The organism is Acinetobacter terrae, from assembly GCF_013004375.1.
Classification (GTDB): Bacteria; Pseudomonadota; Gammaproteobacteria; order Pseudomonadales; family Moraxellaceae; genus Acinetobacter; species Acinetobacter terrae.
The window spans coordinates 13,809-36,762 of record NZ_JABERI010000009.1; the positions used below are offsets into that span (position 1 = coordinate 13,809).

General features: G+C 40.2%; 26 protein-coding genes. 14 read left to right on the top strand and 12 right to left on the bottom strand.

All coding sequences use genetic code 11. The features are described from left to right. Position 1 precedes the first annotated feature (1 nt). From HLH14_RS04865 to HLH14_RS04880, 4 genes are all read right to left on the bottom strand, one after another. A complete protein-coding gene (locus tag HLH14_RS04865; protein WP_067724758.1) occupies positions 2-1,144 on the bottom strand; it encodes a ribonuclease D in 1,143 nt (380 codons plus the stop codon). A gap of 224 nt (positions 1,145-1,368) precedes the next feature. Continuing rightward, positions 1,369-1,965 carry a recombination mediator RecR gene (gene recR, locus HLH14_RS04870; RefSeq protein WP_067724756.1) on the bottom strand — a complete coding sequence of 199 codons (597 nt, stop codon included), beginning with the start codon at positions 1,963-1,965 and terminating at the stop codon, positions 1,369-1,371. A 12-nt stretch (positions 1,966-1,977) separates the two neighbouring features. Further along, complete coding sequence (locus HLH14_RS04875) at positions 1,978-2,307, bottom strand: YbaB/EbfC family nucleoid-associated protein (protein WP_067724754.1); 330 nt, start codon at positions 2,305-2,307, stop codon at positions 1,978-1,980. A 45-nt stretch (positions 2,308-2,352) separates the two neighbouring features. Further along, the gene (locus HLH14_RS04880) at positions 2,353-3,540 is read right to left on the bottom strand and encodes an O-succinylhomoserine sulfhydrylase (RefSeq protein ID WP_067724752.1); all 1,188 of its coding nucleotides are present in this window, start codon (positions 3,538-3,540) and stop codon (positions 2,353-2,355) included. Between the two features lie 138 nt (positions 3,541-3,678). Between HLH14_RS04880 and HLH14_RS04885 the strand changes: the two genes are divergently transcribed. From HLH14_RS04885 to HLH14_RS04930, 10 genes are all read left to right on the top strand, one after another. Then, positions 3,679-4,770, top strand: coding sequence for an alpha/beta fold hydrolase (locus tag HLH14_RS04885; RefSeq protein ID WP_067724794.1), 1,092 nt, complete (start codon positions 3,679-3,681; stop codon positions 4,768-4,770). 10 nt (positions 4,771-4,780) lie between these two features. Continuing rightward, complete coding sequence (locus HLH14_RS04890; protein WP_067724750.1) at positions 4,781-5,653, top strand: NAD(P)-dependent oxidoreductase; 873 nt, start codon at positions 4,781-4,783, stop codon at positions 5,651-5,653. An 81-nt stretch (positions 5,654-5,734) separates the two neighbouring features. Next, entirely contained in the window at positions 5,735-6,004 is a 270-nt protein-coding gene (locus HLH14_RS04895) for a YARHG domain-containing protein (protein WP_067724748.1), read from the top strand. A 32-nt stretch (positions 6,005-6,036) separates the two neighbouring features. Further along, positions 6,037-6,450, top strand: a complete 414-nt coding sequence (locus tag HLH14_RS04900; protein ID WP_005247210.1) for an HIT family protein — start codon at positions 6,037-6,039, stop codon at positions 6,448-6,450. 254 nt (positions 6,451-6,704) lie between these two features. Then, complete coding sequence (locus HLH14_RS04905) at positions 6,705-7,823, top strand: porin (RefSeq protein ID WP_067724746.1); 1,119 nt, start codon at positions 6,705-6,707, stop codon at positions 7,821-7,823. A gap of 464 nt (positions 7,824-8,287) precedes the next feature. Beyond that, the gene (gene cydP / locus HLH14_RS04910; RefSeq protein ID WP_067724744.1) at positions 8,288-8,479 is read left to right on the top strand and encodes a cytochrome oxidase putative small subunit CydP; all 192 of its coding nucleotides are present in this window, start codon (positions 8,288-8,290) and stop codon (positions 8,477-8,479) included. Further along, on the top strand, positions 8,479-10,065 hold the full coding sequence (locus HLH14_RS04915) for a cytochrome ubiquinol oxidase subunit I (protein ID WP_067724742.1): 1,587 nt from the start codon (positions 8,479-8,481) through the stop codon (positions 10,063-10,065). Before cydP ends, HLH14_RS04915 begins: the two co-directional genes overlap by 1 nt. After that, a complete protein-coding gene (gene cydB, locus HLH14_RS04920; RefSeq protein WP_067724740.1) occupies positions 10,062-11,207 on the top strand; it encodes a cytochrome d ubiquinol oxidase subunit II in 1,146 nt (381 codons plus the stop codon). The genes HLH14_RS04915 and cydB overlap by 4 nt, the downstream gene beginning before the upstream one ends. 23 nt (positions 11,208-11,230) lie before the next feature. Further along, positions 11,231-11,332 carry a cytochrome bd-I oxidase subunit CydX gene (gene cydX / locus HLH14_RS04925; RefSeq protein ID WP_002120988.1) on the top strand — a complete coding sequence of 34 codons (102 nt, stop codon included), beginning with the start codon at positions 11,231-11,233 and terminating at the stop codon, positions 11,330-11,332. Between the two features lie 3 nt (positions 11,333-11,335). Then, positions 11,336-11,632, top strand: a complete 297-nt coding sequence (locus tag HLH14_RS04930) for a cyd operon YbgE family protein (protein WP_067724738.1) — start codon at positions 11,336-11,338, stop codon at positions 11,630-11,632. Between the two features lie 95 nt (positions 11,633-11,727). On the opposite strand, the gene rodA is transcribed toward HLH14_RS04930, so the two are convergent. The 6 genes from rodA to HLH14_RS04960 form a co-directional block, all read right to left on the bottom strand. Further along, positions 11,728-12,864: a rod shape-determining protein RodA gene (rodA, locus tag HLH14_RS04935; protein ID WP_067724736.1), complete on the bottom strand. Its 1,137-nt coding sequence runs from the start codon at positions 12,862-12,864 to the stop codon at positions 11,728-11,730. 83 nt (positions 12,865-12,947) lie between these two features. After that, positions 12,948-13,640, bottom strand: a complete 693-nt coding sequence (gene ispD / locus HLH14_RS04940) for a 2-C-methyl-D-erythritol 4-phosphate cytidylyltransferase (protein WP_235940466.1) — start codon at positions 13,638-13,640, stop codon at positions 12,948-12,950. Next, complete coding sequence (locus HLH14_RS04945; RefSeq protein ID WP_067724732.1) at positions 13,630-14,025, bottom strand: septum formation initiator family protein; 396 nt, start codon at positions 14,023-14,025, stop codon at positions 13,630-13,632. The genes ispD and HLH14_RS04945 overlap by 11 nt, the downstream gene beginning before the upstream one ends. 16 nt (positions 14,026-14,041) lie before the next feature. Further along, positions 14,042-15,331: a phosphopyruvate hydratase gene (gene eno, locus HLH14_RS04950; protein WP_067724730.1), complete on the bottom strand. Its 1,290-nt coding sequence runs from the start codon at positions 15,329-15,331 to the stop codon at positions 14,042-14,044. Positions 15,332-15,376: 45 nt separating this feature from the next. Further along, positions 15,377-16,234, bottom strand: a complete 858-nt coding sequence (gene kdsA, locus HLH14_RS04955) for a 3-deoxy-8-phosphooctulonate synthase (protein ID WP_067724728.1) — start codon at positions 16,232-16,234, stop codon at positions 15,377-15,379. A gap of 35 nt (positions 16,235-16,269) precedes the next feature. Further along, positions 16,270-17,910 carry a CTP synthase gene (locus HLH14_RS04960; RefSeq protein ID WP_067724726.1) on the bottom strand — a complete coding sequence of 547 codons (1,641 nt, stop codon included), beginning with the start codon at positions 17,908-17,910 and terminating at the stop codon, positions 16,270-16,272. Between the two features lie 226 nt (positions 17,911-18,136). Between HLH14_RS04960 and HLH14_RS04965 the strand changes: the two genes are divergently transcribed. The 3 genes from HLH14_RS04965 to HLH14_RS04975 all read left to right on the top strand — a co-directional run bounded on the left by HLH14_RS04965 (position 18,137) and on the right by HLH14_RS04975 (position 19,940). Further along, entirely contained in the window at positions 18,137-18,577 is a 441-nt protein-coding gene (locus tag HLH14_RS04965; protein ID WP_067724724.1) for an internalin, read from the top strand. Between the two features lie 260 nt (positions 18,578-18,837). Continuing rightward, positions 18,838-19,314, top strand: a complete 477-nt coding sequence (locus tag HLH14_RS04970; RefSeq protein WP_067724722.1) for a CinA family protein — start codon at positions 18,838-18,840, stop codon at positions 19,312-19,314. Positions 19,315-19,316: 2 nt separating this feature from the next. Then, positions 19,317-19,940: an aminotransferase gene (locus tag HLH14_RS04975; protein ID WP_067724720.1), complete on the top strand. Its 624-nt coding sequence runs from the start codon at positions 19,317-19,319 to the stop codon at positions 19,938-19,940. 50 nt (positions 19,941-19,990) lie between these two features. Here the strand turns inward: HLH14_RS04975 and prpC are convergent, their stop codons facing one another. Beyond that, positions 19,991-21,127 carry a bifunctional 2-methylcitrate synthase/citrate synthase gene (gene prpC / locus HLH14_RS04980; protein ID WP_067724719.1) on the bottom strand — a complete coding sequence of 379 codons (1,137 nt, stop codon included), beginning with the start codon at positions 21,125-21,127 and terminating at the stop codon, positions 19,991-19,993. A 26-nt stretch (positions 21,128-21,153) separates the two neighbouring features. After that, positions 21,154-22,029, bottom strand: a complete 876-nt coding sequence (prpB, locus tag HLH14_RS04985) for a methylisocitrate lyase (RefSeq protein ID WP_067724715.1) — start codon at positions 22,027-22,029, stop codon at positions 21,154-21,156. A 247-nt stretch (positions 22,030-22,276) separates the two neighbouring features. Here prpB and HLH14_RS04990 point away from each other — a divergent pair, with 247 nt between their 5' ends. Then, positions 22,277-22,927, top strand: a complete 651-nt coding sequence (locus tag HLH14_RS04990) for a TetR/AcrR family transcriptional regulator (RefSeq protein WP_067724792.1) — start codon at positions 22,277-22,279, stop codon at positions 22,925-22,927. The last annotated feature ends 27 nt before the right edge of the window (positions 22,928-22,954 follow it).

Sequence of the window (22,954 nt, forward strand, 5' to 3'; positions counted from 1 at the left end):
ATTACTCCACCACCTTCATCTGGGTAGACAGGTATTGTTCGTCAGCATGCAAAACATCAATCAGTGGCTTAGTTAACAGGTCATAGCGCCAACCTAAAAGATAAGCCGGTAAATCCTGCTCATCATTATGAAATACCACATGTTGATACAGTGCATTGAGCCATTTTTTACGCATCAGCACTTCTTTCGGTACGGTGGTTTCTTCTACTACCGCCTGAATGACTTTATCGACTTTTTCACCAATATCTTTTGATGAATGACGAATTGGACGTGCCATACGAAGGGGCCATTCCGCCTGCTCTGGCAAGAATTTTAATAAATCTAGAAGGGTCTTACCGTGATCGCGCACGATATTTTGACGAATATCCTTAATGCCGGATAACTGGAAAGGATTACGTGGGTTTTTTTCCACCAAATCAATCATGGTTGAACTTTTTAGAATAAAGCTGCGTGGATAATTCAGCGCTTTAACCATCTGTTCACGCCACACAGCCAGTTGTTGTAACTGCATCAGTTGACGGCGCGAATGACGATAATTACCAATATCATGGTAGAGCAAATCTAATGGAGTTTCCTGACCAATTTCATGGGTCAGATGACGACAATCTTCGAGTGCAAAATCGAGCAAATATTTTTCAGTTAATTCATGCTGAATTTTATTGGATAAATTCATCAAATAAAACACATCATTTGCAGCATAAGTCAGCTGTTCAGGACTAAGCGGACGTGCCAACCAGTCAGATCGCGTTTGACCTTTATCAATATCGACATCAAGCATCTGTTTCAATGCATTTTGATAACTGACTTGCAGTCCGTGTCCCAGAAAAGACAATCCCACTTGAGTATCAAAAACATTGCTTAAGCTTTTTTGCTGTGCATAGTGATAGATTAGATCGATATCTTCACTACAGGCATGGAAGATATTCTGATGTGCTTGAAATAATTTTTGCCAAAATGCAGACAAATCCAAACTTGTCCCATCGAGCAAAAAGACCTGACCTGCAACATTGATTTGAAATACACCTAATTTAGGCCACAGGGTATCCACTTTGATGAATTCTGTGTCTAATCCATAAATGGATGTCTGACCCATCAAATGCAAAATATTATCTAAGTCTTTTTGTTGCTGAATGAACTGAAACATATTACCGAGTCTAAAATCAGATTCTCTTTAAAAACATATTAACCGATATATAACATTTAGATATAACAAATTTTACATCTAGCACGCATATTCACTCTATTTTAGGGTTTAAATCAAAACACAATCAGCTTTTATATATTTTTTGTATAAGTTTAAGCTTAATTGAAACTAGGAAAACTCAAATTTCAAGCTAAACAAAAGTGATGAAATAAGTAGCATGGCACTTATTTCATACGCATCCGGTTATGCACTGCCTGACTTAAAGTATGACTATCTACATATTCAAGCTCTCCCCCTTGAGGAACACCTTGAGCAATACGGGTCATTTTCAGAGGTAAATGCTTGGTGGCTTCAACCAAGTAATGTGCAGTTGCCTGACCTTCTACTGTGGCATTGGTTGCCAAGATCACTTCAGAAACATTGCCTTGACTCAAGCGCTGAATCAAATACGGAATACCGATTTCTTCAGGGCCAATACCATCCAGCGGGGATAAATGCCCACCCAGTACATGGTACTTGCCACGAAAACTGCCACTTTGCTCAATCGCCATCACATCTGCCGGCGATTCCACCACACATAACAGCTGATCATCGCGTTCATGTGACAGGCAAATATCACACACCTCATTTTCAGTCAGTGAATGACAAACGCTACATTCATGGATATAGGTCGTTGCTTCATTTAAGGCATGCGCCAAGCCGACTGCACCTTCTCTATTCTTCATGATCAGGTGTAATGCCATGCGCTGAGCCGATTTCGGCCCAACACTTGGCAAAATACGTAAAGCTTGTACCAGCTGATCAAATCGATCACTAAACACTCAATATATTCCTTAGAATAAACCAGCAAGGCCTGGTGGCAAGCCCATACCCGAGTTAGCCGCTTTCATTCGTTCTTCAGAAACCGCTTCAGCCTGACGCGCAGCATCATTCATGGCAGCAGCGATCAAGTCTTCAATCATATCTGCATCTTCTTGAAGAAGTTCAGGATTGATTTCGATACGTTTTACCACGTTACGGCAAGTCATGGTCACTTTCACCAAGCCACCGCCTGCTTCAGCATGAACTTCAGTTTGAGCGAGCTCTTCTTTGGCTTTTTTCATGTTGCTTTCAACATCTTTCTGCATGCGCTGCGCTTGCTGCATCAACATATTAATGTTCATAAAATTCTCCGAACAATCAATTTCTAAATCAATGTTTATAAAAAATTAGATTAAATCTAAACCACGACGAATGTCGCGAATAATATCATCAATATCTTCTAAACCAACAGATACACGAATTAAACCTTCACGAATACCTGCAGCTTCTTTCGCTTCCGCTGAGAGTTTACCGTGAGTTGTCGTCGCTGGGTGAGTAATTGTCGATTTCGCATCACCTAAATTACCGGTGATAGATATAAATTGGGTATTGTCGATGACTTTCCAAGCCCCTTTACGACCACCTTTTACTTCAAACGAAACAATACCGCCAAAACCAGTTTGTTGTTTCGCTGCAAGTTCATGACCCACATGTGAAGTTAAACCGGCGTAATACACTTTTTCAATTTTTTCATGGTTATCCAAGAATTCAGCCAGTTTCTGTGCACTTGCTGAATGTTCACGCATACGTAAACGTAAAGTTTCCAGACCTTTCAAGAATACCCAAGCGTTAAATGGGCTCATTGATGGACCGGTGGTACGTACATAACCAAATACTTCTTCAAGCAGTTTGTGGTTACCGACCACGGCGCCACCTAAAGCACGGCCTTGACCATCAAGATATTTAGTTGCCGAGTAAACCACCAAGTCCGCACCAAATTTAATCGGTTGTTGCAACACTGGGGTACAGAAGCTGTTATCAATTGCAAGCAAAGCACCATTGGCATGGGCAAGATCCGCCAAGGCTTGAACATCAGCAACTTCAGCAAGCGGATTGGATGGAGATTCTACAAACAAGAGTTTGGTTTCAGGCTTGATGGCATTTTTCCATGCCTGCAAATCTGTCAAATCAACAAAATCAACGCTTACGCCAAATTTAGCCACGTATTTTTCAAACAAAGATACAGTCGAACCAAACACGGCACGTGAACAGATGACATGATCGCCCATTTTCAAATACGACATTGCAACAGCCATAATTGCTGCCATACCAGAACTGGTTGCCACCGCACGTTCAGCACCTTCCAGCGCAGCTAAACGCTTTTCGAACATTGCTACAGTCGGATTGGTAAAACGTGAATAAATATTTCCCGGTTCTTGACCCGAAAATTTAGCGGCTGCTTCTGCTGCATTTTCATAAACAAAAGAAGATGTCAGGAAAATTGGCTCGCTGTGTTCACCTTCAAAACTACGTGTATGACCTGTACGAATGGCTAAAGTATCTAATTGGTATTCAATGTCGTCTTGTTGGCTCATCTTTCCTACCCAGTCCTTGGACTGCCGTTGCTAATAATTGCCAACATTTTGAGCGCCTATGGTATTTAAGGTCAAGGTATAATCCATAATTATCGCCTACACTTCGATCAATCCACTCATATGTTAGTACCTGCAGCAATGATTCAAGTTAAAAATAAAATTGCCAAACAGAAAAGCAAGCTTAAAAACCTGTCGACCCGTTTGTTTAATTCAAAATCGCTGGTTTTATCGCAAACGACGCCCTATGAAGTCATTGCAGAGTACAAACAAACCCGTATTCGTTATTACGCCTCGCCGGATAGACAATATAAAGAACCCTTGGTCTTTGTTGCGCCCCTTGCAATCAGCATGGCCATTTATGACTTGTACCCTTACCGTTCATTGGTAAAGCATTTTCAAAATAGTGGTTTTGATGTCTATTTAGTCGAGTGGGGACAATACAACTATAAAGACCGTTTCCTCAATTTCATGTCATTTATTGATGATGCAATTCCGCATTGCATTGCCAAAATTCGTCAGCATTCAAACAGCGATGAAATTTCATTACATGGCTGGAGTATGGCCGGCGTATTTGTCATGCTGTATTGCGCACTGCATAAACCGAACTACGTTAAAAATTTAATTGTATTGGGTAGTCCGGTAGACAGTCATGCTTCAGGTCGTACCGGTAAACTTTTTCAAAAGGTCAATCAACTCATTGCCAAAAATAAAGCGCTGCAAAACAAAATCTATTCTGAAACTTTACCTAAATCCTTGCTCCATACTCCGGGAGTATTAAATTCATTCGGGTTTAAAATTATTGATCCTATTGGATGGATTCAAAGTCAAAAGCAGCTGCTGCTTAATCTGGATAACACGCAAGCCTTATACGAACACGCCACGATGGGACGCTTCCTCAACCGCATGATTGATTATCCCGGGGGGATCAATCAGGACATGATTTTTAATGTCTGGCTACAAAATCCGCTAAAAAATGGCATTATCCAATTACAAGATAAGAATATCGAATTAAAAAATATCGAGTGCTCTGTATTGGTGGGTGCGGGTCGTAGCGATCAGATTGTCTCTATAGAAGCGGTTAAGCCTTTAATTGAATTGACAAATAGTCCAGATGTCACGTTTACTCTTATTCCCGGTGGTCATTTAGGGCTGATGTCGAGCCGAGCCAGTGCCAATGAGTTCTGGCCATTTATGACCACTTGGCTAAAACACAGATCAAGCAAAATATAAAGGACACATCATGATTCAGTCAGTTGCATTCATCGGCTTAGGGGCTATGGGTTACCGCATGGCAGCCCATTTACCTCAACATTTCGACACGGTCTATGTCTGGAATCGTAATTTCGAAAAAGCCAAACAACATGCAACTGAATTTGGCACTCAGGCAGTCGAATTGAAACAAGCGGTTCAGGCAGACATCATCTTCTCTTGCCTGCCGACCAGTAAAGAAGTGGAAGAACTGATTGGCACTGTTAAAATTAAATCTGGCGCGATATGGATAGATTGCACCAGTGGTGTTCCTGAATCTGCAAAAAATCTGGCAAAGCAACTCAAACTACAAAATGTAGATTTCCTGGATGCTCCTGTCAGCGGTCAAACCATTGGTGCAGAAACAGGTACTTTGACTGTGATGATTGGCGGAGAAGTTGCTGCTTTTGAAAAAGCCCTGCCTGCAATTCAAGCCTTTGGCAAACTGATTAAACATGTCGGTGGTCCGGGTGCAGGATTTGCGGTTAAAGCGGTTAATAACATGTTATTAGCTGTAAATCTTTGCTCAGTGGCTGAAGGGTTTACTGCCCTTAAAGCGCATGGTGTAAACCTGAACGAAGCCCTAGATTGTATTAATGCATCCAGTGGTAAAAGCGGTGTAACGGAAACGGTTTTACCGCAGCGTATTTTAAACCGTAGTTTTCCTCTGACCTTTGCCCTACCGTTATTAGCCAAAGATACCGGCATTGCTTTAGACCTGGTTCGTGAAGCCAAACTTTCTGCGCCAGTCATTGCCCTGACCCAAAGTTTAATTCAGGCTTCCAGTAATTTAGCTGAAAAAGACAGTGACTTTTCCAGCGCTGTAAAAATGTACGAATCATGGAGTAAAATTACACTTGAGTAATAACTCGCCATTGAATAATGATAACGAAACCTAATATTGTGATTATGTGTTATACACAATGTTCTTACAGAGGAAACTCTCATGACTAAGTTAAGTGTTGCAATTTTTGCTAGTGTTGCAACTTTTATTGGGGCAAGTGCTTTTGCAGCAACGCCAGAGCAAGAATGTCAAAAATTGAAAAATGACCATGATGTCATTTACGCATCTAAAGGTTTTTGCTTTAAAGACCCGGATGCAAAGGCGAAGTTTGGCAATGATAATTGCTATACAACTAAACCAAAATTTTCAGAAAAAGAGCAACAACGACTTGACGCCATCAAAGATCGTCAGAAAGAATTGAACTGTAAATAATTACAGTACACAATCACTTTCAAGGATTAGACATGCTTTACGATGATCAAAATATTTTTGCACGAATTATCCGCAACGAAATTCCTGCAATTAAAGTGTATGAAGATGATCAAGTTCTCGCTTTTATGGACATCATGCCTCAAGCTGAAGGTCACACGCTGGTCATCCCTAAAACACCTGCTATAACATTGCTTGATCTACCTCCTGACGCTGCTGCTTACACCATTCAAATTGTGCAAAAAGTTGCGCAAGCGATGGAAATAGCACTTGAAGTAAAAGGTATTGTACTGATGCAACTTTCAGGGGCATCTGCTGGTCAGACTGTTCCGCATGTACATTTCCACCTCATTCCAAGTTCGGTTCATGAATTAGGCAAACATGCTTTACACATGGGTGATCAAGAAAAAATTCAAGCCTTGGCGGAAAGAATTAAAGCCGCACTTTGATTTAAAATGAATTCAAAAAATGGAGCTTTGGCTCCATTTTTTTATAAATACAGAATAAAAAAGAAATATTTAGTTTAAAGATCAATCTAAACGCGTCATCAAACTGTCATTTGTCATTCACTTTTTTGTCACAAAGATTACAGATACTGCATAGCAAGTTGGTGAGCTTCTGTAACTTTTTGTACTTAAGCAAACTAAAAAGAAGTGTTAAGTAAGGCGAATGCCATTTAGAACCGTGTTTTGGAGAAATCTCAATGAAAAAATTGCTTCTCGCTACTGTAGTAGCGGCTATGGGGATGAGTGCAGCACAAGCAGCACCAACTGTATATGGTAAATTGAATGTAAGTGTTGACAGCTATGATAATGGTACAGATTCAGTCACTGAATTAAACTCCAATGCTTCACGTCTTGGTGTTAAAGGTGAAGAAAAACTGACTGATAAACTTGCTGCTATTTACCAAGCCGAATGGGAAGTAGATGTAGATGGTGGTGATGACGTATTTAAAAAACGTAATATCTTCGCTGGTTTAAAGTGGGCTGATGTAGGTACATTAAAAGCAGGTATTATAGATACCCCATTTAAAGACGCTGCTGGTGGATACCGTGACGTATTTAATGACTACGCACATGCTGACATCAAAGAAATGATGTATGGTGAAGAGCGTGTAGAAAATGTCATTGGGATTGAAACCGATCCTAAACTGATGGGTGGTTTAGTATTTGCACTTCAAGCTCAACAAGGTGAGTCTACCACTGAAACAACTAAATATACTGATGGAGCACGTGACAGCATTGGTGATGGTATCTCTACTTCACTTTCATATGCCAATAAAGATTTAGGCTTCGAAGGCGTGATTGCAGGAAACTTCAAATCTGTAGGCGACTTCGCTGCTGTCGGTATCTCAAATGCTCCTGCTGATGCAATCCGTGTAGGTGGTTCTTTCGACCTAGGTAAAATTGGTGCTACCGGTTTATCTGTAGGTGCAATGTGGCAAACTGCTGAGATTTCAGATTATACCAATCTTAAAGGATTAACTCTCGATAATCCGGCTACACCAGCAGTTAATGAAGCTTATGCAGGTGACTATAACAAAGTAGAAGAAGATGCATGGTTAATCTCTGCAACTTACAAACTTGCAAATACACCGTGGACTTTTAAAGCCCAATATCAACAAGCTGATACTGACTATGCAGTACTGGGTGGTGCCTCGGGTGATAGCTCTGTAGACCAATGGGGTATTGGAGCAGATTACAAATTAAACAGCCAAACCAAATTGTTTGCTAACGCAATTCAGCGTGAATGGGATAACTCACCTAAAAAAGGTAACGCTGATGAAAGTGTTTACGGTTTAGGTATGGAAATCAAATTCTAAAATTCAAAATCTCCAACATGAGACTGCCTGAGGGCGGTCTTTTTATTTAAACTAAATTTTCATAACAGCTTTGATGAATAGAATATTTAATTCCACAACCCTATTATTCTCTTTTTTAAAAGTTCTTTAATTTTAATTAAAATATGAATCAATCTCATTTAATAAATATTTTTTTAATTATATACGACTGTTTTGGTCGGATTTAAATACAATACTTAACTGCTTTAGTCAACTTCAAATATAATACACGACCATTTTAGTTGGGATTAAAAACATTAATACAAAGCTTTTTAGTCTACTTTAAAGCAAATAAATATTAGTTTATTTTTTAACATATAAAACAAACAAGTTATTGTTTTTATTAATTTAAATAATATATTTTTATTTTAACTGTTTAATCTATTTATTTTTAGTTACTTTTTGTTTAATAATATCCATTATGTTTTAAAAATAGGCTTATTTGTATGAGCTTAATACCCAAAGATTTTAATCAACGATTAGTTCGCGAGATAACAATCATATTAATAATTAAGATTGCTCTCTTGTTGACGATTAAACATATCTGGTTCGACGCCCCCACTATTCCCAAAAATTTTGACTCTCAAGTTGCCGAGCGTATCGCCGGCAGTCCTTCCCAAATCAAGGAGACACGTTGATGATTTCTGAAAGCGTGGTCGATCTTTCGCGGTTCCAATTTGCAATGACCGCGTTGTATCACTTTATTTTTGTACCTCTTACTCTTGGTCTGGCTTTTATTCTTGCCATTATGGAAACCACCTATGTGATTTCCGGTAAAGAAATCTATAAAGACATGACTAAATTTTGGGGCAAACTCTTCGGTATTAACTTCGCTTTAGGGGTGACCACTGGTTTAACCATGGAATTCCAGTTTGGTACAAACTGGGCCTACTATTCTCACTATGTAGGTGACATTTTCGGCGCTCCACTGGCGATTGAAGGCCTGATGGCATTCTTCTTGGAATCAACTTTTATTGGTTTATTCTTCTTCGGATGGGATCGACTTTCTAAAGTCCAGCATTTAGGTGTGACTTGGCTGGTTGCTCTCGGTTCCAATATGTCAGCACTCTGGATTCTGGTTGCGAATGGCTGGATGCAAAACCCTGTAGGTGCAGAGTTTAACTTTGAAACCATGCGTATGGAGTTAGTTGACTTCGGTGCCTTGATTTTCAACCCGGTAGCTCAGGTTAAATTTGTACACACTGTATCTTCAGGTTATGTCACTGGTGCAATCTTTGTTCTGGCAATTTCAAGTTTCTACTTGTTGAAAAAACGCGATGTTCCATTTGCACGTCGTTCTTTCGCCATCGCTGCCATCTTCGGTTTAGCCTCTACATTATCTGTAATTTTATTGGGTGATGAATCGGGTTATGAGTTAGGTGATGTGCAAAAAACCAAACTTGCTGCAATTGAAGCAGAATGGGATACACACCCTGCTCCAGCACCATTCACATTGTTTGGTATTCCTAATCAGGAAGAACAACGCACTGACTACGCCATCAAAATTCCATATGTAATGGGTATTATTGCGACACGTTCTCTTGATAAAGAAGTGACCGGTCTTAAAGACCTAATGGTTCAACATGAACTCCGTATCCGCAATGGTATGACTGCTTATGGTGAACTTGAAAAACTTCGTGCAGGCGACCGTTCTCCAGCGCTTATGGCTTCTTTCAAAGAAAATCAGAAAGACCTTGGCTATGGCTTACTTCTTAAAAAATATACACCAAATGTCGTAGATGCTTCTGAAGCGCACATCAAAGCAGCAACCAAAGATACTATTCCTAACGTAACTGCCCTGTTCTTCTCGTTCCGTGCCATGGTTGCTTCCGGTTTCTTGATGCTGCTTCTGTTTATCCTTGCAACTTATGCAGTGGCTAAACGCAATGCAGAGAACAAACCTTGGCTACTTAAATTTGCGCTTTACGGGCTTCCATTGCCTTGGATCGCTACACAAACTGGCTGGTATGTGGCAGAAGGTGGTCGTCAGCCGTGGACGATTGGTGAGGTTTTACCTACACACCTATCTGCTTCAAGCTTAAGCACTGGTGACATTTGGGGTTCAATCATTGCACTTGCAGCATTCTATACAGTACTTCTGATTATCGAAATGTACTTAATGATCAAGTTTGCTCGCTTGGGTCCAAGTTCTTTACATACTGGTAAATACCATTTTGAAAAAGATGATGCTCAAAACCACGCTGCTGCGGAGGCTCAATCATGATCGAATATGAACTTCTCAAAATTATCTGGTGGGTATTGGTTGGCGTATTGCTAATTGGCTTCGCCCTCACCGATGGTTTCGACATGGGCTCAATGGCAATTATGCCATTCGTAGGTAAAAATGATGATGAACGTCGTGCGGCAATCAATACGATTGCCCCACACTGGGACGGCAACCAAGTTTGGTTTATTACTGCCGGCGGCGCACTGTTTGCTGCATGGCCAATGGTTTATGCAACCGCCTTCTCTGGTATGTATTGGGCACTGCTTCTAGTTTTGTTCGCCTTGTTCTTACGACCAGTCGGTTTCGACTATCGCTCCAAATTAGAAAATACAAAATGGCGTACATCTTGGGATTGGGGTTTAGCTGTCGGTGGTGCTGTGCCAGCGTTAGTGTTTGGTGTCGCGTTCGGCAACATGTTCTTAGGTGTTCCATTTACCCTAGATGAAACTGTGCGATCAACCTACACAGGTAGCTTCTTTGCCCTGCTTAATCCATTTGCAGTGATTTGCGGTTTAGTCAGCTTATCAATGCTGTGTGCACATGGTGGTGCATGGCTGATGCTTCGTACCGATGGTGATTTACGTGCACGTTCTGCCAAAGCAACTCAAATCATGGGCATGGTGTTTTTGGCATGCTTCTTGGGTGCAGGTGCATGGTTATACTTCGGAGGTATTGAAGGTTATACCTTGGTACAACCATTTGATACCAATGCGGCTGCCAATCCATTAGCCAAAGAAGTGCTTACCAATGGCAACCACGGCTGGATGAACAACTACTCTACTTATCCAATTACTATGATTGCGCCAATCATGGGTATTCTTGGCGGCATCATCGTGGTGCTTGCTGCAGGTAAAAACAAAGCTGGCTTCAGTTTCCTCGGTTCGAGTCTTGCTGTCATCGGTTCAATCTTAACTGCTGGTTTTGCATTGTTCCCATTCTTAATGCCATCAAGCCTCAATCCAGCCATCAGCTTGACCATGTGGGATGCGGTTTCTAGTAAAAACACACTTACTGTAATGACTGTGGCAGCTTGTATTTTTGTACCACTAATCTTGTGTTACACCACTTGGTGTTACTACAAAATGTGGGGTGTAATCACCAATAAACACGTTCAGGATAATTCACACAGCCTTTACTAGGCTTGTGTGTCAGGAGAATAAATATGTGGTATTTCGCTTGGATTCTTGGAATTTTAATGGCGTGTTTTGCAGGTGTACTCAGCGCCCTTTACATTGAACACCATCAAGATCTGGATGAGGAATAGAAAATGACTGAAGCTGCAATAACAACAGAGACCAAAAAGCCGAACAAGTTTGCAATGGCCATTTCATTTTTGTTGGCATTGCCGCTTGCAGCCGTTTTATTGATTCATCCAGCTATGATGCTAGATGCAAATGGTGAATATAGTCACCGTACCATGATGTATATCATGATCGGTATTTCAGGTGGCTTTATTCACGGTGTAGGTTTTATTCCAAAGTTTTGGTTATGGAAATGGTTATTTAGTCCATTTTTGGCATGGCCACTGATGTTTTGGGGTTACTACACCTGGCTCTTCACCTAAACAAAAAAGCCCTCGATTGAGGGTTTTTTTAACACTATCATTTATTAGAAAATAACGATCAGATCTATAGCTGGATTTATAATATTTTCAACTCATCAACGATGGGTATGAATCGACATCACAATACCCATACTTGCCAGCAATGAAATAACAGCTGAACCACCATAACTCATCAGCGGCAATGGATCTCCAGTGACGGGTAAAATACCGCTCGCCATGCCCGAGTTTAAAAATACAAAGAAGAAGAATGTCAATCCAATGGTGCCGGCAAATAAACGACCAAAATTATGGAAGCTATTCAACCCAATCATTAAGCAACGAATAATAATGGCCGCAAAAAGACTGAATAATAAAAACACCCCGATAAAGCCATATTCTTCAGCATAGGCCGACATAATAAAGTCAGTATGATGTTCAGGCAAGTAACCCAAATGCGACTGCGTCCCGGTCAAATACCCTTTACCGGTTAAGCCGCCAGAACCAATGGCAATTTTGGACTGAATAATATTCCAACCTGCGCCCAACGCATCTGACTCTGGATCAAACAAAGTTAAAACCCGTTTCTTTTGGTAGGTCTGTAATAAAAACATCCAAATAAGAGGTGCTGCCACCGCCAGTGCCGTCAATGCACCCAAAATGAGGCGCCACGACATCCCACAAAGAAATAAAGCAAAAATACCGGGAATAATGAGTCCAATATTCAGGTCAGGTTGCAAAGCCACCAATACGAAAGGAAACATCATTAACATGAGTCCAATGGCAATCTGCATGAATGTAGGAGGAAAAGCACGACGAGAAAAAAACCAAGCCATCATTAACGGCATGGCAAATTTCATAATCTCACTGGGCTGCATACTACCTATACCCGGGATGGTTAGCCAACGCTTGGCACCCAAACGGGTATCACCAATGATCAGCACCAGTACCAACAGCACAATGCCCAGTATATAAAAATAAGGGCTTGCTGCCTGATAGACTTTTGGCGGAACTTGTGCACAGAGAAACATGATGATAAAGCCGACACCGAAACTTGTGGCTTGGCGGATGACCATGCTGCTATCTTGCATGGTTGCACTATAGACCACCATCAATCCCAGCACTGAATTCAATAAAAGAAAACAAAGTAACCATGGATCTAAATGCAATCTAGTCCATCTGGATGAATCATGTTTAATGCTTCTACCATCACGTAAAGAGTGACGTAAAAAACGATACTGAGATGATGGTATCATTTGAAATATTTGAGTGTTTAAATGCGATGGCAAAGTATAAATTTAAAGCTCTAGAGATAATACATCTGAAGCCATTTTTTATTTTATTTTTGTGAGGATAAAATCAATTTGGCCAGTTCCAAATCATCAGAATAGGTGATTTTAATATTATCTGAACGACCCTGCACCACTTTTACTGGCTCACCCACATACTCCAAAGCACTGGCTTCATCCGTAATCGTGATGCCATCCTGCAACGCTTTTTCAATCGCATACTTCAATATGCCTAACTTTGAAATTTGCGGTGTTTGTGCTTGCCATAAATAATCACGGCTTACAGTTTTATCAATATTATTTTCTTGTTCAACAAATTTTAAAGTATCACGCACAGGAATTGCCAGAATCGCACTACAGTGCTGTTGTATTGCAGTATTCACTAAACGATTCAAACAATCTTGGGTAACACAAGGACGTGCAGCATCATGCACAAAGACCAAATCATCAGGTGAAGCAATCTGGCTTAAATAAGTCAACGCATTCAGAACAGAATGAACCCGTTCTGCCCCACCGACACAAAAATGAGCTTTATCAGGCTGAGTAAAATTCAATGTTTTTGCAACCGAATCATCTGCACTGATTGCCAAGACATAACCTGAAAGTGGCAAATCATTCAAACGGTTCACCGTATGTTCTAATACAGTCTGACCTTGAATCATTTGATACTGTTTAAGTTCAGTTTTAGAAAAACGACTTCCAGAACCCGCAGCAGGAATAACCACCCAAATTTTATGGCGCATTTGCTGTTGATGCTCCAGTGTCGTCTTCATTTGTTCTTAAATCGACTTTAGCATTTGGGTCGATATAAATCGGTTTATAGTGCGTACCAATCATGCTCATTTGTACAAAAGTTTCACGCGGCTTAACAAGACCTAAATCTAAACGTGCATGTTCTTCAATGGCTTCAATACCATTTTTTAAATCATAGACTTCAGCAGCTAAAACACGGTTACGTTCTTTTAATTCCGTATTTATTTCTGTTTGTTGTTGAATTTTTTGGGCCAGTTTTTGATGGTCATGATAACCACCTTCACCAAACCAGAATAAGTACTGAAACCCTGCGATCAAAATGATCGCAAGGCCCAATAATACTTTACTCGCAGCGGAGTTAAATATACTTAACATAAATCGCATTAGTCGCTTAGTTCAAACCTTTGAATTCAGCTTTACCGCGATATGCAGCATGAGTCAATTCTTCAATACGAAGCAATTGGTTATATTTAGCCACACGGTCAGAACGGCAAAGTGAACCGGTCTTGATTTGACCCGCTGCTGTACCTACTGCAAGATCCGCAATTGTAGAATCTTCAGTTTCACCTGAACGGTGTGAAATAACAGTAGAGTAACCATTTGCTTTAGCAAGATAGATTGCATCTAAAGTTTCAGTCAGGGTACCAATCTGGTTGTATTTGATTAAGATCGAGTTACCGACTTTCTCATTGATACCGCGTTGTAAAATCTTAGGATTTGTAACGAACAAGTCGTCACCCACCAACTGGATTTTGTCGCCAAGGATTGAAGTCAAGTAAGACCAACCTTCCCAGTCAGACTCGTCCAAACCATCCTCAATAGAGATAATTGGGTATTGTTTTACCAAACCAGCTAAATAATCAGAGAATTCATTGCTTGTGAATGCTTTGTTGCCTTCGCCCGCAAGAATGTATTGACCATTTTTATAGAATTCTGAAGATGCACAGTCAAGCGCAAGCATGATGTCAGAACCAGCTTTGTAACCCGTTTGACCAATCGCTTCAAGAATAACCGTAATTGCTTCTTCGTTTGAGCGTAAGTTTGGCGCGAAACCACCTTCATCACCAACTGCTGTATTTAAACCTTGTTTCTTTAAAACTGATTTTAAAGAATGGAAAATTTCAGCACCCGCACGAAGCGCTTCAGAGAATGAAGTAAAGCCAATAGGCTCAATCATAAACTCTTGAATATCAACATTATTGTCTGCATGTGAACCACCGTTGATGATGTTCATCATTGGTACAGGCATAGTCAAAATTGAGTTATTGCGAAGGTTAGCAATATATTGGAACAATGGAATTTTTTGTTCTTCAGCAGCAGCGCGAGCAGCAGCCAAAGAAACTGCCAAAGTTGCATTTGCGCCTAATTTTTCTTTATTTTCAGTACCGTCCAACGCGATCATCGTATTGTCGATGTCTTTTTGCTCGAATACTGATTTACCAACTAAAGCATCACGAATTAACGTATTTACGTTATTAACAGCAGTGCGAACACCTTTACCTAAGTAACGTGATTTATCACCGTCACGAAGTTCTAAAGCTTCACGAGAACCAGTTGAAGCACCAGATGGTGCACATGCACGGCCAACTACGCCAGATTCTAAGATTACGTCTGCTTCGATGGTTGGGTTACCACGAGAGTCTAAAATTTCACGTGCACGGATGTCAACGATTTGACTCATGAACAATTCCTCAGTTGATTGAATAACTAGATGCTATTTAAAGCATCAATGAGTATCTAACTTTTTGAATCCTTTAACCAAAGTATCCAATTCTTTTAATTGCCCCAAGAACGGCTCAAGCTGTGACATACGCAACGCGCATGGACCGTCACATTTGGCATGTTCTGGATCTGGATGTGCTTCCAGGAATAAACCAGCCAAACCAGTTGCCATACCTGCGCGCGCAAGCGTGGTGATTTGCGCACGGCGTCCACCTGCTGAATCTGCACGACCACCTGGGGTTTGAAGCGCATGCGTTACATCAAAGAACACAGGAACATCCATTTCTTTCATGATGTCGAAGCCCAGCATATCTACAACCAAATTGTTGTAACCAAATGCCGAACCGCGTTCACAAATAATCAGTTTGTCGTTTCCTGCTTCTAAACACTTATGCAAAATATGGCGCATTTCATGTGGAGCAAGGAATTGTGCTTTTTTGATGTTGATGATGGCATCAGTTTTTGCCATTGCTTCAACCAGGTCAGTCTGGCGACTCAAAAATGCAGGAAGTTGGATAATATCGGCAACTTCCGCAACAGGCGCAGCTTGGTAAGGCTCATGTACATCGGTAATGATCGGTACATTGAAATGTTTTTTAATGTCCGCTAACCACTCAAGACCTTTTTCCAGACCTGGGCCACGGAAAGAGTGCAAACTAGAGCGATTGGCTTTATCAAAACTTGCCTTAAATACATATGGGATATCTAAACGTGTGCAGATATCAACATAAGTTTCAGCAATTTCAAAAGCTAAGTCTTTAGATTCAAGTACGTTCATTCCGCCGAATAATACAAATGGCAAGTGGTTTGCCATTTGTATATCGCCTAAACGTACAATTTCTTGTGGTTTTAATTGCGACATTATTTAAACTTTCCTAGTTTATTCCTAGAGCAACATTATTTGGTTTTTTGATACTGTTTTTTAGCAGCGTCAATAAAGCTAGCAAATAATGGATGTCCATCACGTGGAGAACTTGTAAATTCCGGGTGGAATTGTACAGCAATAAACCAAGGATGTTGAGGAATTTCAACAGTTTCTACCAAATGTTGTACTGGTGAATAACCTGAAATTTTCATGCCATTTTCTTCAAGCACAGGAATATAACGGTTGTTCATTTCGTAACGGTGACGGTGACGTTCAATAATGTCCGCACTACCATACACTTCACGAGTTTTAGTACCTTCAACCAGTTCTGATTTTTGGGCACCCAAACGCATGGTTCCACCAAGATCAGATTCAACACTGCGTTGTTGAACTTCACCACGTTCATCTAACCATTCAGTAATTAAACCAATCAATGGTGATTTGGTTGAACGGTTAAATTCGGTAGAAGTCGCATCAGCAATACCGGCAACGTTACGTGCATATTCAATCACCGCAAGTTGCATACCCAGGCAAATACCCAAGAATGGTACTTTATTTTCGCGAGCAAATTGAATTGCTTTCATTTTGCCTTCAGTACCACGTTCACCGAAACCACCTGGAACCAAGATTGCATCAGCATCTTTCAACACTTCATTCACATCTTGGCTTTCAAGTTCTTCCGCATTGACATAATCAATTTGAACTTTAACGCGGTTTTTAACACCAGCATGTAAAAGTGCTTCATTTACAGATTTATATGCATCTGGAAGTTCAACGTATTTACCGACCATTGCTACACGAACTGTATATTCAGGATTAAATAATGCTTCAACTACATTATCCCAATCTGAAAGATCAGCTTCTGGCAAATCGTTATAACCAAAACGTTCACAGATTAAATCGTCAACATTTTGTTCATAGAAGGTGCGTGGAATTTGGTAAATTGAGCGAGCATCTTTACACACCACAACTGCACGTGCTTGAACGTTGGTAAATAACGCAATTTTACGTGTTGTGTCAGCATCGACATCGTATTCGGTACGGCAGATCAAAATATCTGGCTGAATACCAATCGACAAAAGCTCTTTTACAGAGTGTTGTGTTGGTTTGGTTTTAAGTTCAGCAGCAGATTTGATGTATGGCAATAAAGTTAAATGCATGAGCATGGTACGATTGTGACCAAGCTCAACCATCAACTGACGTACAGATTCCATGAATGGGAGAGATTCAATGTCACCTACTGTGCCGCCAATTTCAACAATCGCAACGTCATAGCCTTCACCTGCGCGAAGAACACGTTCTTTAATATTATCCGTAATGTGTGGAATAACCTGAACAGTACCACCAAGGTAGTCACCACGACGTTCTTTATTAAGTACGTCTTGATAAACACGACCTGAAGTGAAGTTATTCAGTTTGGTCATTTTCGCACGACGCAAGAAACGTTCGTAATAACCCAAATCTAGGTCAGTTTCAGCACCATCCTCTGTGACAAAAACTTCACCATGTTGGAAAGGACTCATTGTCCCTGGATCGACATTAATGTATGGATCCATTTTGACCATGGTTACTTTTAAACCACGGGCTTCTAAAAGTGCAGCAACTGAAGCAGCTGAAATACCTTTACCTAGTGATGAAACTACACCACCAGTCACGAAAATAAAATGGGTCATTGGGTTTCTCGTACAATCGAGCCTAAATCGGCCTGCAATGTTGCGCAATTTTACTTTACTCTGTACCTATAAAGCAAAGTCATTCCGCATCAATTCAAAGAACAACAAACAATTGGTTATTCTATCAGCATTTCCGATAAAAAATTAGAGGGACTTTATAGGATTTTCATCTTGGTATTTGCTGTTATAATGCTTGCATCCTATTAATGCTTTGTTTTGTGCAATTATGAATAAAAAATTTTTGATTTGTGGCGCTATTGCAGCAGCTTTATTATTGACAGCGTGTGTAAAAAAAGAAGCACCGAAGGAAGACGAACAAGAAAAAGTTGAGACCACTCAACAAACTGAACAAGTGAATGAACCTGTTCAATTACAACCATTAGATGCAACTGAAAATACACAAGCTGAAACTCCTACAAATGTTGAAATAGAACGCCAGGAAACTGCGAATACAACGACTGTAATTCGTCGTGAAGTAACTCAACCAGCAACCACGGAAGCTCCAAAAGCTGAAACGCCTAAAACTGCAGCACCGAAGGCTGAAGCGCCTAAAGCCGAAGAAAAACCGACTCAAGCAACGCCATCAAAATCAAATTCTGCTACTCAGTCTGAAGATGATGCGGTTGCTGCTGCAATTGCTGCTGCAACGCCTGCGCTTGAAAACTAAGTTAAACTTTAGTTTAAATGCAAAAAACCCAGTGATTTTACTGGGTTTTTTATTGGATGATTAATCCATATTTGATCACTATGGATAACAATCCAAGTTTAATCCCAAAAATAGTACTACTAAAAATATAATCCACGTTATTCTTTGAAATGAAAAAATTAAGTAGAAAAATTTAAAACTTGATCTCTCCTACTCTACTGCAATACCAGAGCCGAGTGATATTTGAGTTAAAATAGAGATAACTTTTAGGGTTTTTAATCATGTTAAAAAAATGTTGTGACCTACTTGAACAACATCAATTAAAGATTGCCTTTATTGAAAGTGCCAGCTCTGGCTACCTTTCCAGTCAATTTTCTATTTGCAAGAACAGTGGTGCAGAGATTTTGCTGGGTGGTGTGGTTAGTTATGATCCTTCCATCAAGATTGATCTCCTGAATATTGATGCCGAGCTTATAGAAAAATACACGGCCGAATCTGCCGAAGTCACAGAAGCCATGGCGATCCATGGCAAAAAACTATTTACTCACGCAGATATTGTTGTGGCTTGTACCGGCTTACTCAAACCTGGTGGTAGTGCAACAAAAACAAAACCCGAAGGCACTTTTTTTATCTCAATTTTATACTTAAATAAAACCCACAACTTTCATTATTTTATTGATGGAACACCTTTACACAGGCTTTCTGTCTTAACCCAGCATATTGCAGCAGAAATTATCAAACTCATTGATGGAGTTTAGTTATGTTGAAATTCAAAACTTTTATATTCGGTTTAATCCTGCTCCCCTGCGCCAGTTTTGCAACTGTGGGAGGACCTCATAATGTAGAATTCTTGGGTTATGATGTCAAAGACCAAAAAGTCTATCTACTCAAACACTATGAAGATGGTCGTGGTCGTCTGCCACAACTCTACTATTATCAATTTAAAAACAACAAGCAGCCTGAAAAACTCATTCAGGTCAATTCGCTTTATATCAATCCTAAAACCAAGAAAATTGATTACGATCAAGACAGCACGCAATTTAATAAAGACATTTTAAAAATTAAAAAAAGATTAACTCCCTTAATTGCTGTAAATAAAGCATCAGCTAAAGTTCAAATCGTGAAAAAAACACGCGTACAAAAATCTGTAAACTCTGGATTTGATGATTTAATCACTGAATATCAGTATCGTTATAAAGTCACCACTCCACAATTAAGCAGTCTGCAACATAAAGCCGTAGCCTATAAACCCTATTTAAATATTTCCCAAGCATTTAAAATTCCGCAACACAACAAAATCGTTGTCGCGGTTAAATACCTCGGTATTCCTTTTGAAACGGGCTATAGCATTGAAGATCCTGTTTTACTCACACTAAAAAAATAAAGAGCTAAAAAATAAAGCCTCCAAAGAGGCTTTATTACAACTTTTATAATTTACGCTGCAGTACGCTCTGCAATCGGCACCACTTTACGCAATTCTGGACCGGTATAATCCGCACTTGGGCGAATAATACGGTTGTCCGCACGTTGTTCCATCACATGCGCTGCCCAACCTGTTACACGACTCATCACAAAGATTGGCGTGAACAATTTGGTTGGAATACCCATGAAATGATATGCAGATGCATGGAAGAAGTCTGCATTACAGAACAATTTCTTCTCACGCCACATCACTTCTTCACAGCGTACAGATACAGGATAAAGTACCGTATCACCTACATCTTTCGCTAAACGCTCAGACCAGATTTTAATGATGCCATTACGCGGGTCATTGTCTTTGTAGATTGCATGACCAAAGCCCATGATCTTTTCTTTACGCTCAAGCTTGCCTAGCATTTCACGTTCAGCTTCATCGGCTGATGTCCAGTTTTCAATCATTTCCATAGCAGCTTCATTGGCACCGCCGTGTAATGGACCACGAAGTGAACCAATTGCACCCGTGATACACGAATGCATATCAGACAATGTTGAAGCGCATACACGTGCAGTAAATGTTGAAGCGTTAAATTCATGCTCTGCATAAAGAATCAGCGACACATTCATCACTTGTTCATGCAATTCATTTGGCTTTTCACCACGAAGTAAATGCAGGAATTGAGCACCAATTGAATCGTCATCAGTATTTTCTTCGATACGTACGCCATCATGGCTATAACGATACCAGTAGCAGATGATTGCAGGTAAAGTCGCCAAAATACGATCTGCAACATCTTGCTGTATATCGAAAGATTGTTCTGTTTCCAGGTTACCGAGCATAGAAACACCGGTACGCATCACATCCATTGGATGCGAATCCGCAGGAATACGCTCCAATACTTCTTTCAATGCCTGCGGCAAATGGCGAAGTGATTTTAATTTGGCTTTATAAGCAGCAAGCTGTTCTGCAGTTGGTAATTCACCAAAGAAAATCAGGTAAGCCACTTCTTCAAATTGACAGTTTTCAGCAAGATCTTGCACATCATAACCACGATAGGTTAAGCCTGCACCACTCTTACCTACTGTTGATAGCGCTGTTTTACCTGCCACTTGTCCGCGCAATCCCGCGCCGGTGAGTACTTTTCCTTCAGCCATTTTTTTAATTCTCCATTTTGAATCAATTATTTAAACAATTTATCTAAAGTATTTTCAAAGGTATGATAATCAAGGAATTCGTAAAGCTCTTTACGTTGTTGCATCTTGTCCAATACGTTAACTTGCGTACCATTTTCACGGATAGAACGCATCACTTCCAATGCCGCTTTTTGCATTGCACGCGTTGCAGAAAGTGGATAAAGCACCATGCTGATCCCTTGTTCACCCAACTCATCGACCGTGTAATAAGGCGTATCACCAAATTCGGTAATGTTTGCCAATACTGGAACACCTACCGCATCACACACCGTACGATACATGGTAATGTCAGTCATCGCTTCAGCAAAAATGGCATCTGCACCCGCTTCAACACAGGCACAGGCACGATCAATGACCGCTTGCAAACCTTCTTTCTGCAAGGCATCTGTACGCGCCATGACTACAAAGTTCGAATCAGTTTTGGCATCTACCGCAGCTTTAATACGATCGACCATTTCCTGTTGGGTCACAATTTCCTTATTTGGACGGTGACCGCAACGCTTTTGCGCAACCTGATCTTCAATATGAACTGCAGCAGCACCTGCAGCAATCATTTGTTTAACAGTACGAGCGATATTAAATGCACCGCCCCAACCTGTATCAATATCCACCAACAATGGCGTATCTACACGTTCAGTAATACGACGAACATCTTCAAGAACATTGTCTAAACTGGTCATTCCTAAATCAGGTAAACCATAAGAATAATTGGCAACACCTGCACCAGATACATAAATGGCTTTATAACCCACTTCCTTCGCCATCATGGCTGCGTAGGCATTTACTGTGCCGATAATTTGTAATGGTTTTTCCACTTCCAGTGCTTGTCTAAATCTTAAGCCTGCAGACATTTGTTGTGTCATATTCCTTTCCACAGTTTTCACTTTACTTATCGAATTCCGAGTATATCCATAAACATCTTCATATCTATGACTATTTAGAACTTATACTCTAAAACTTTAGTCAAATATTCATCAAACACATAGTGTTATTTTTATTTTTCATAATTGTGACTTAACAAGACAACACCTTTATTTTAAGAAATGTGTGCATATTTTTGCTATCATTGCAAATGTTTTCATTTCTTTGATTATTGACTCTATACACCATATGCAAGAACTCGCTCAATTAGAACCTTTAGCTCGTGACATACCGCAAACAAAACGTGGCCATGAACGATGCCTGGCGCTTTTGCTTAGCGCAAATGAGCTATTTCTAGAACGTGGTTATGATGCGGTGTCTTTAGATGATATCGTCAATCATGCAGGTGGCTCTAAAGCATCCATTTACAAATTTTTTGGCAATAAAGAAGGTTTATTCACTGCAATTTGTGATTATCGCCGTGAGCAATTTTTTAAAGATATCTGTGTACCCTTTGAACAAAGTGAAGATGACCTGCGATCCTATTTAATTCAGACCCTCATAAATCTTAAAAATCACTTAGTGCTTCCAGAAAATGCAGCTTTTTTTCGTTTAATTATAGAACAGACTCAGCGCAGCCCAAAACTGGCCCTTTATATTAATGAACAAGGTCCAAAACATATTCAAATGGCAATAGCCTGTGCACTCACAAAAGCCGATGAACTCGGTATTATTAACTGTAAACAACCCATTTACTCTGCTGAACTGTATTTTGGAATTATCCGGAATATTGAATGGCGGATTTTAATGGGTCTTCCAATTCAAGAAAATGATCAAGAAACGTTCGAATACATCGAATATTGCGTCGATCGCTTCTTGGAAGGTCATCAAAAAGTCTAGTTTTTTTGCAATTCAGCTCGCTTATAG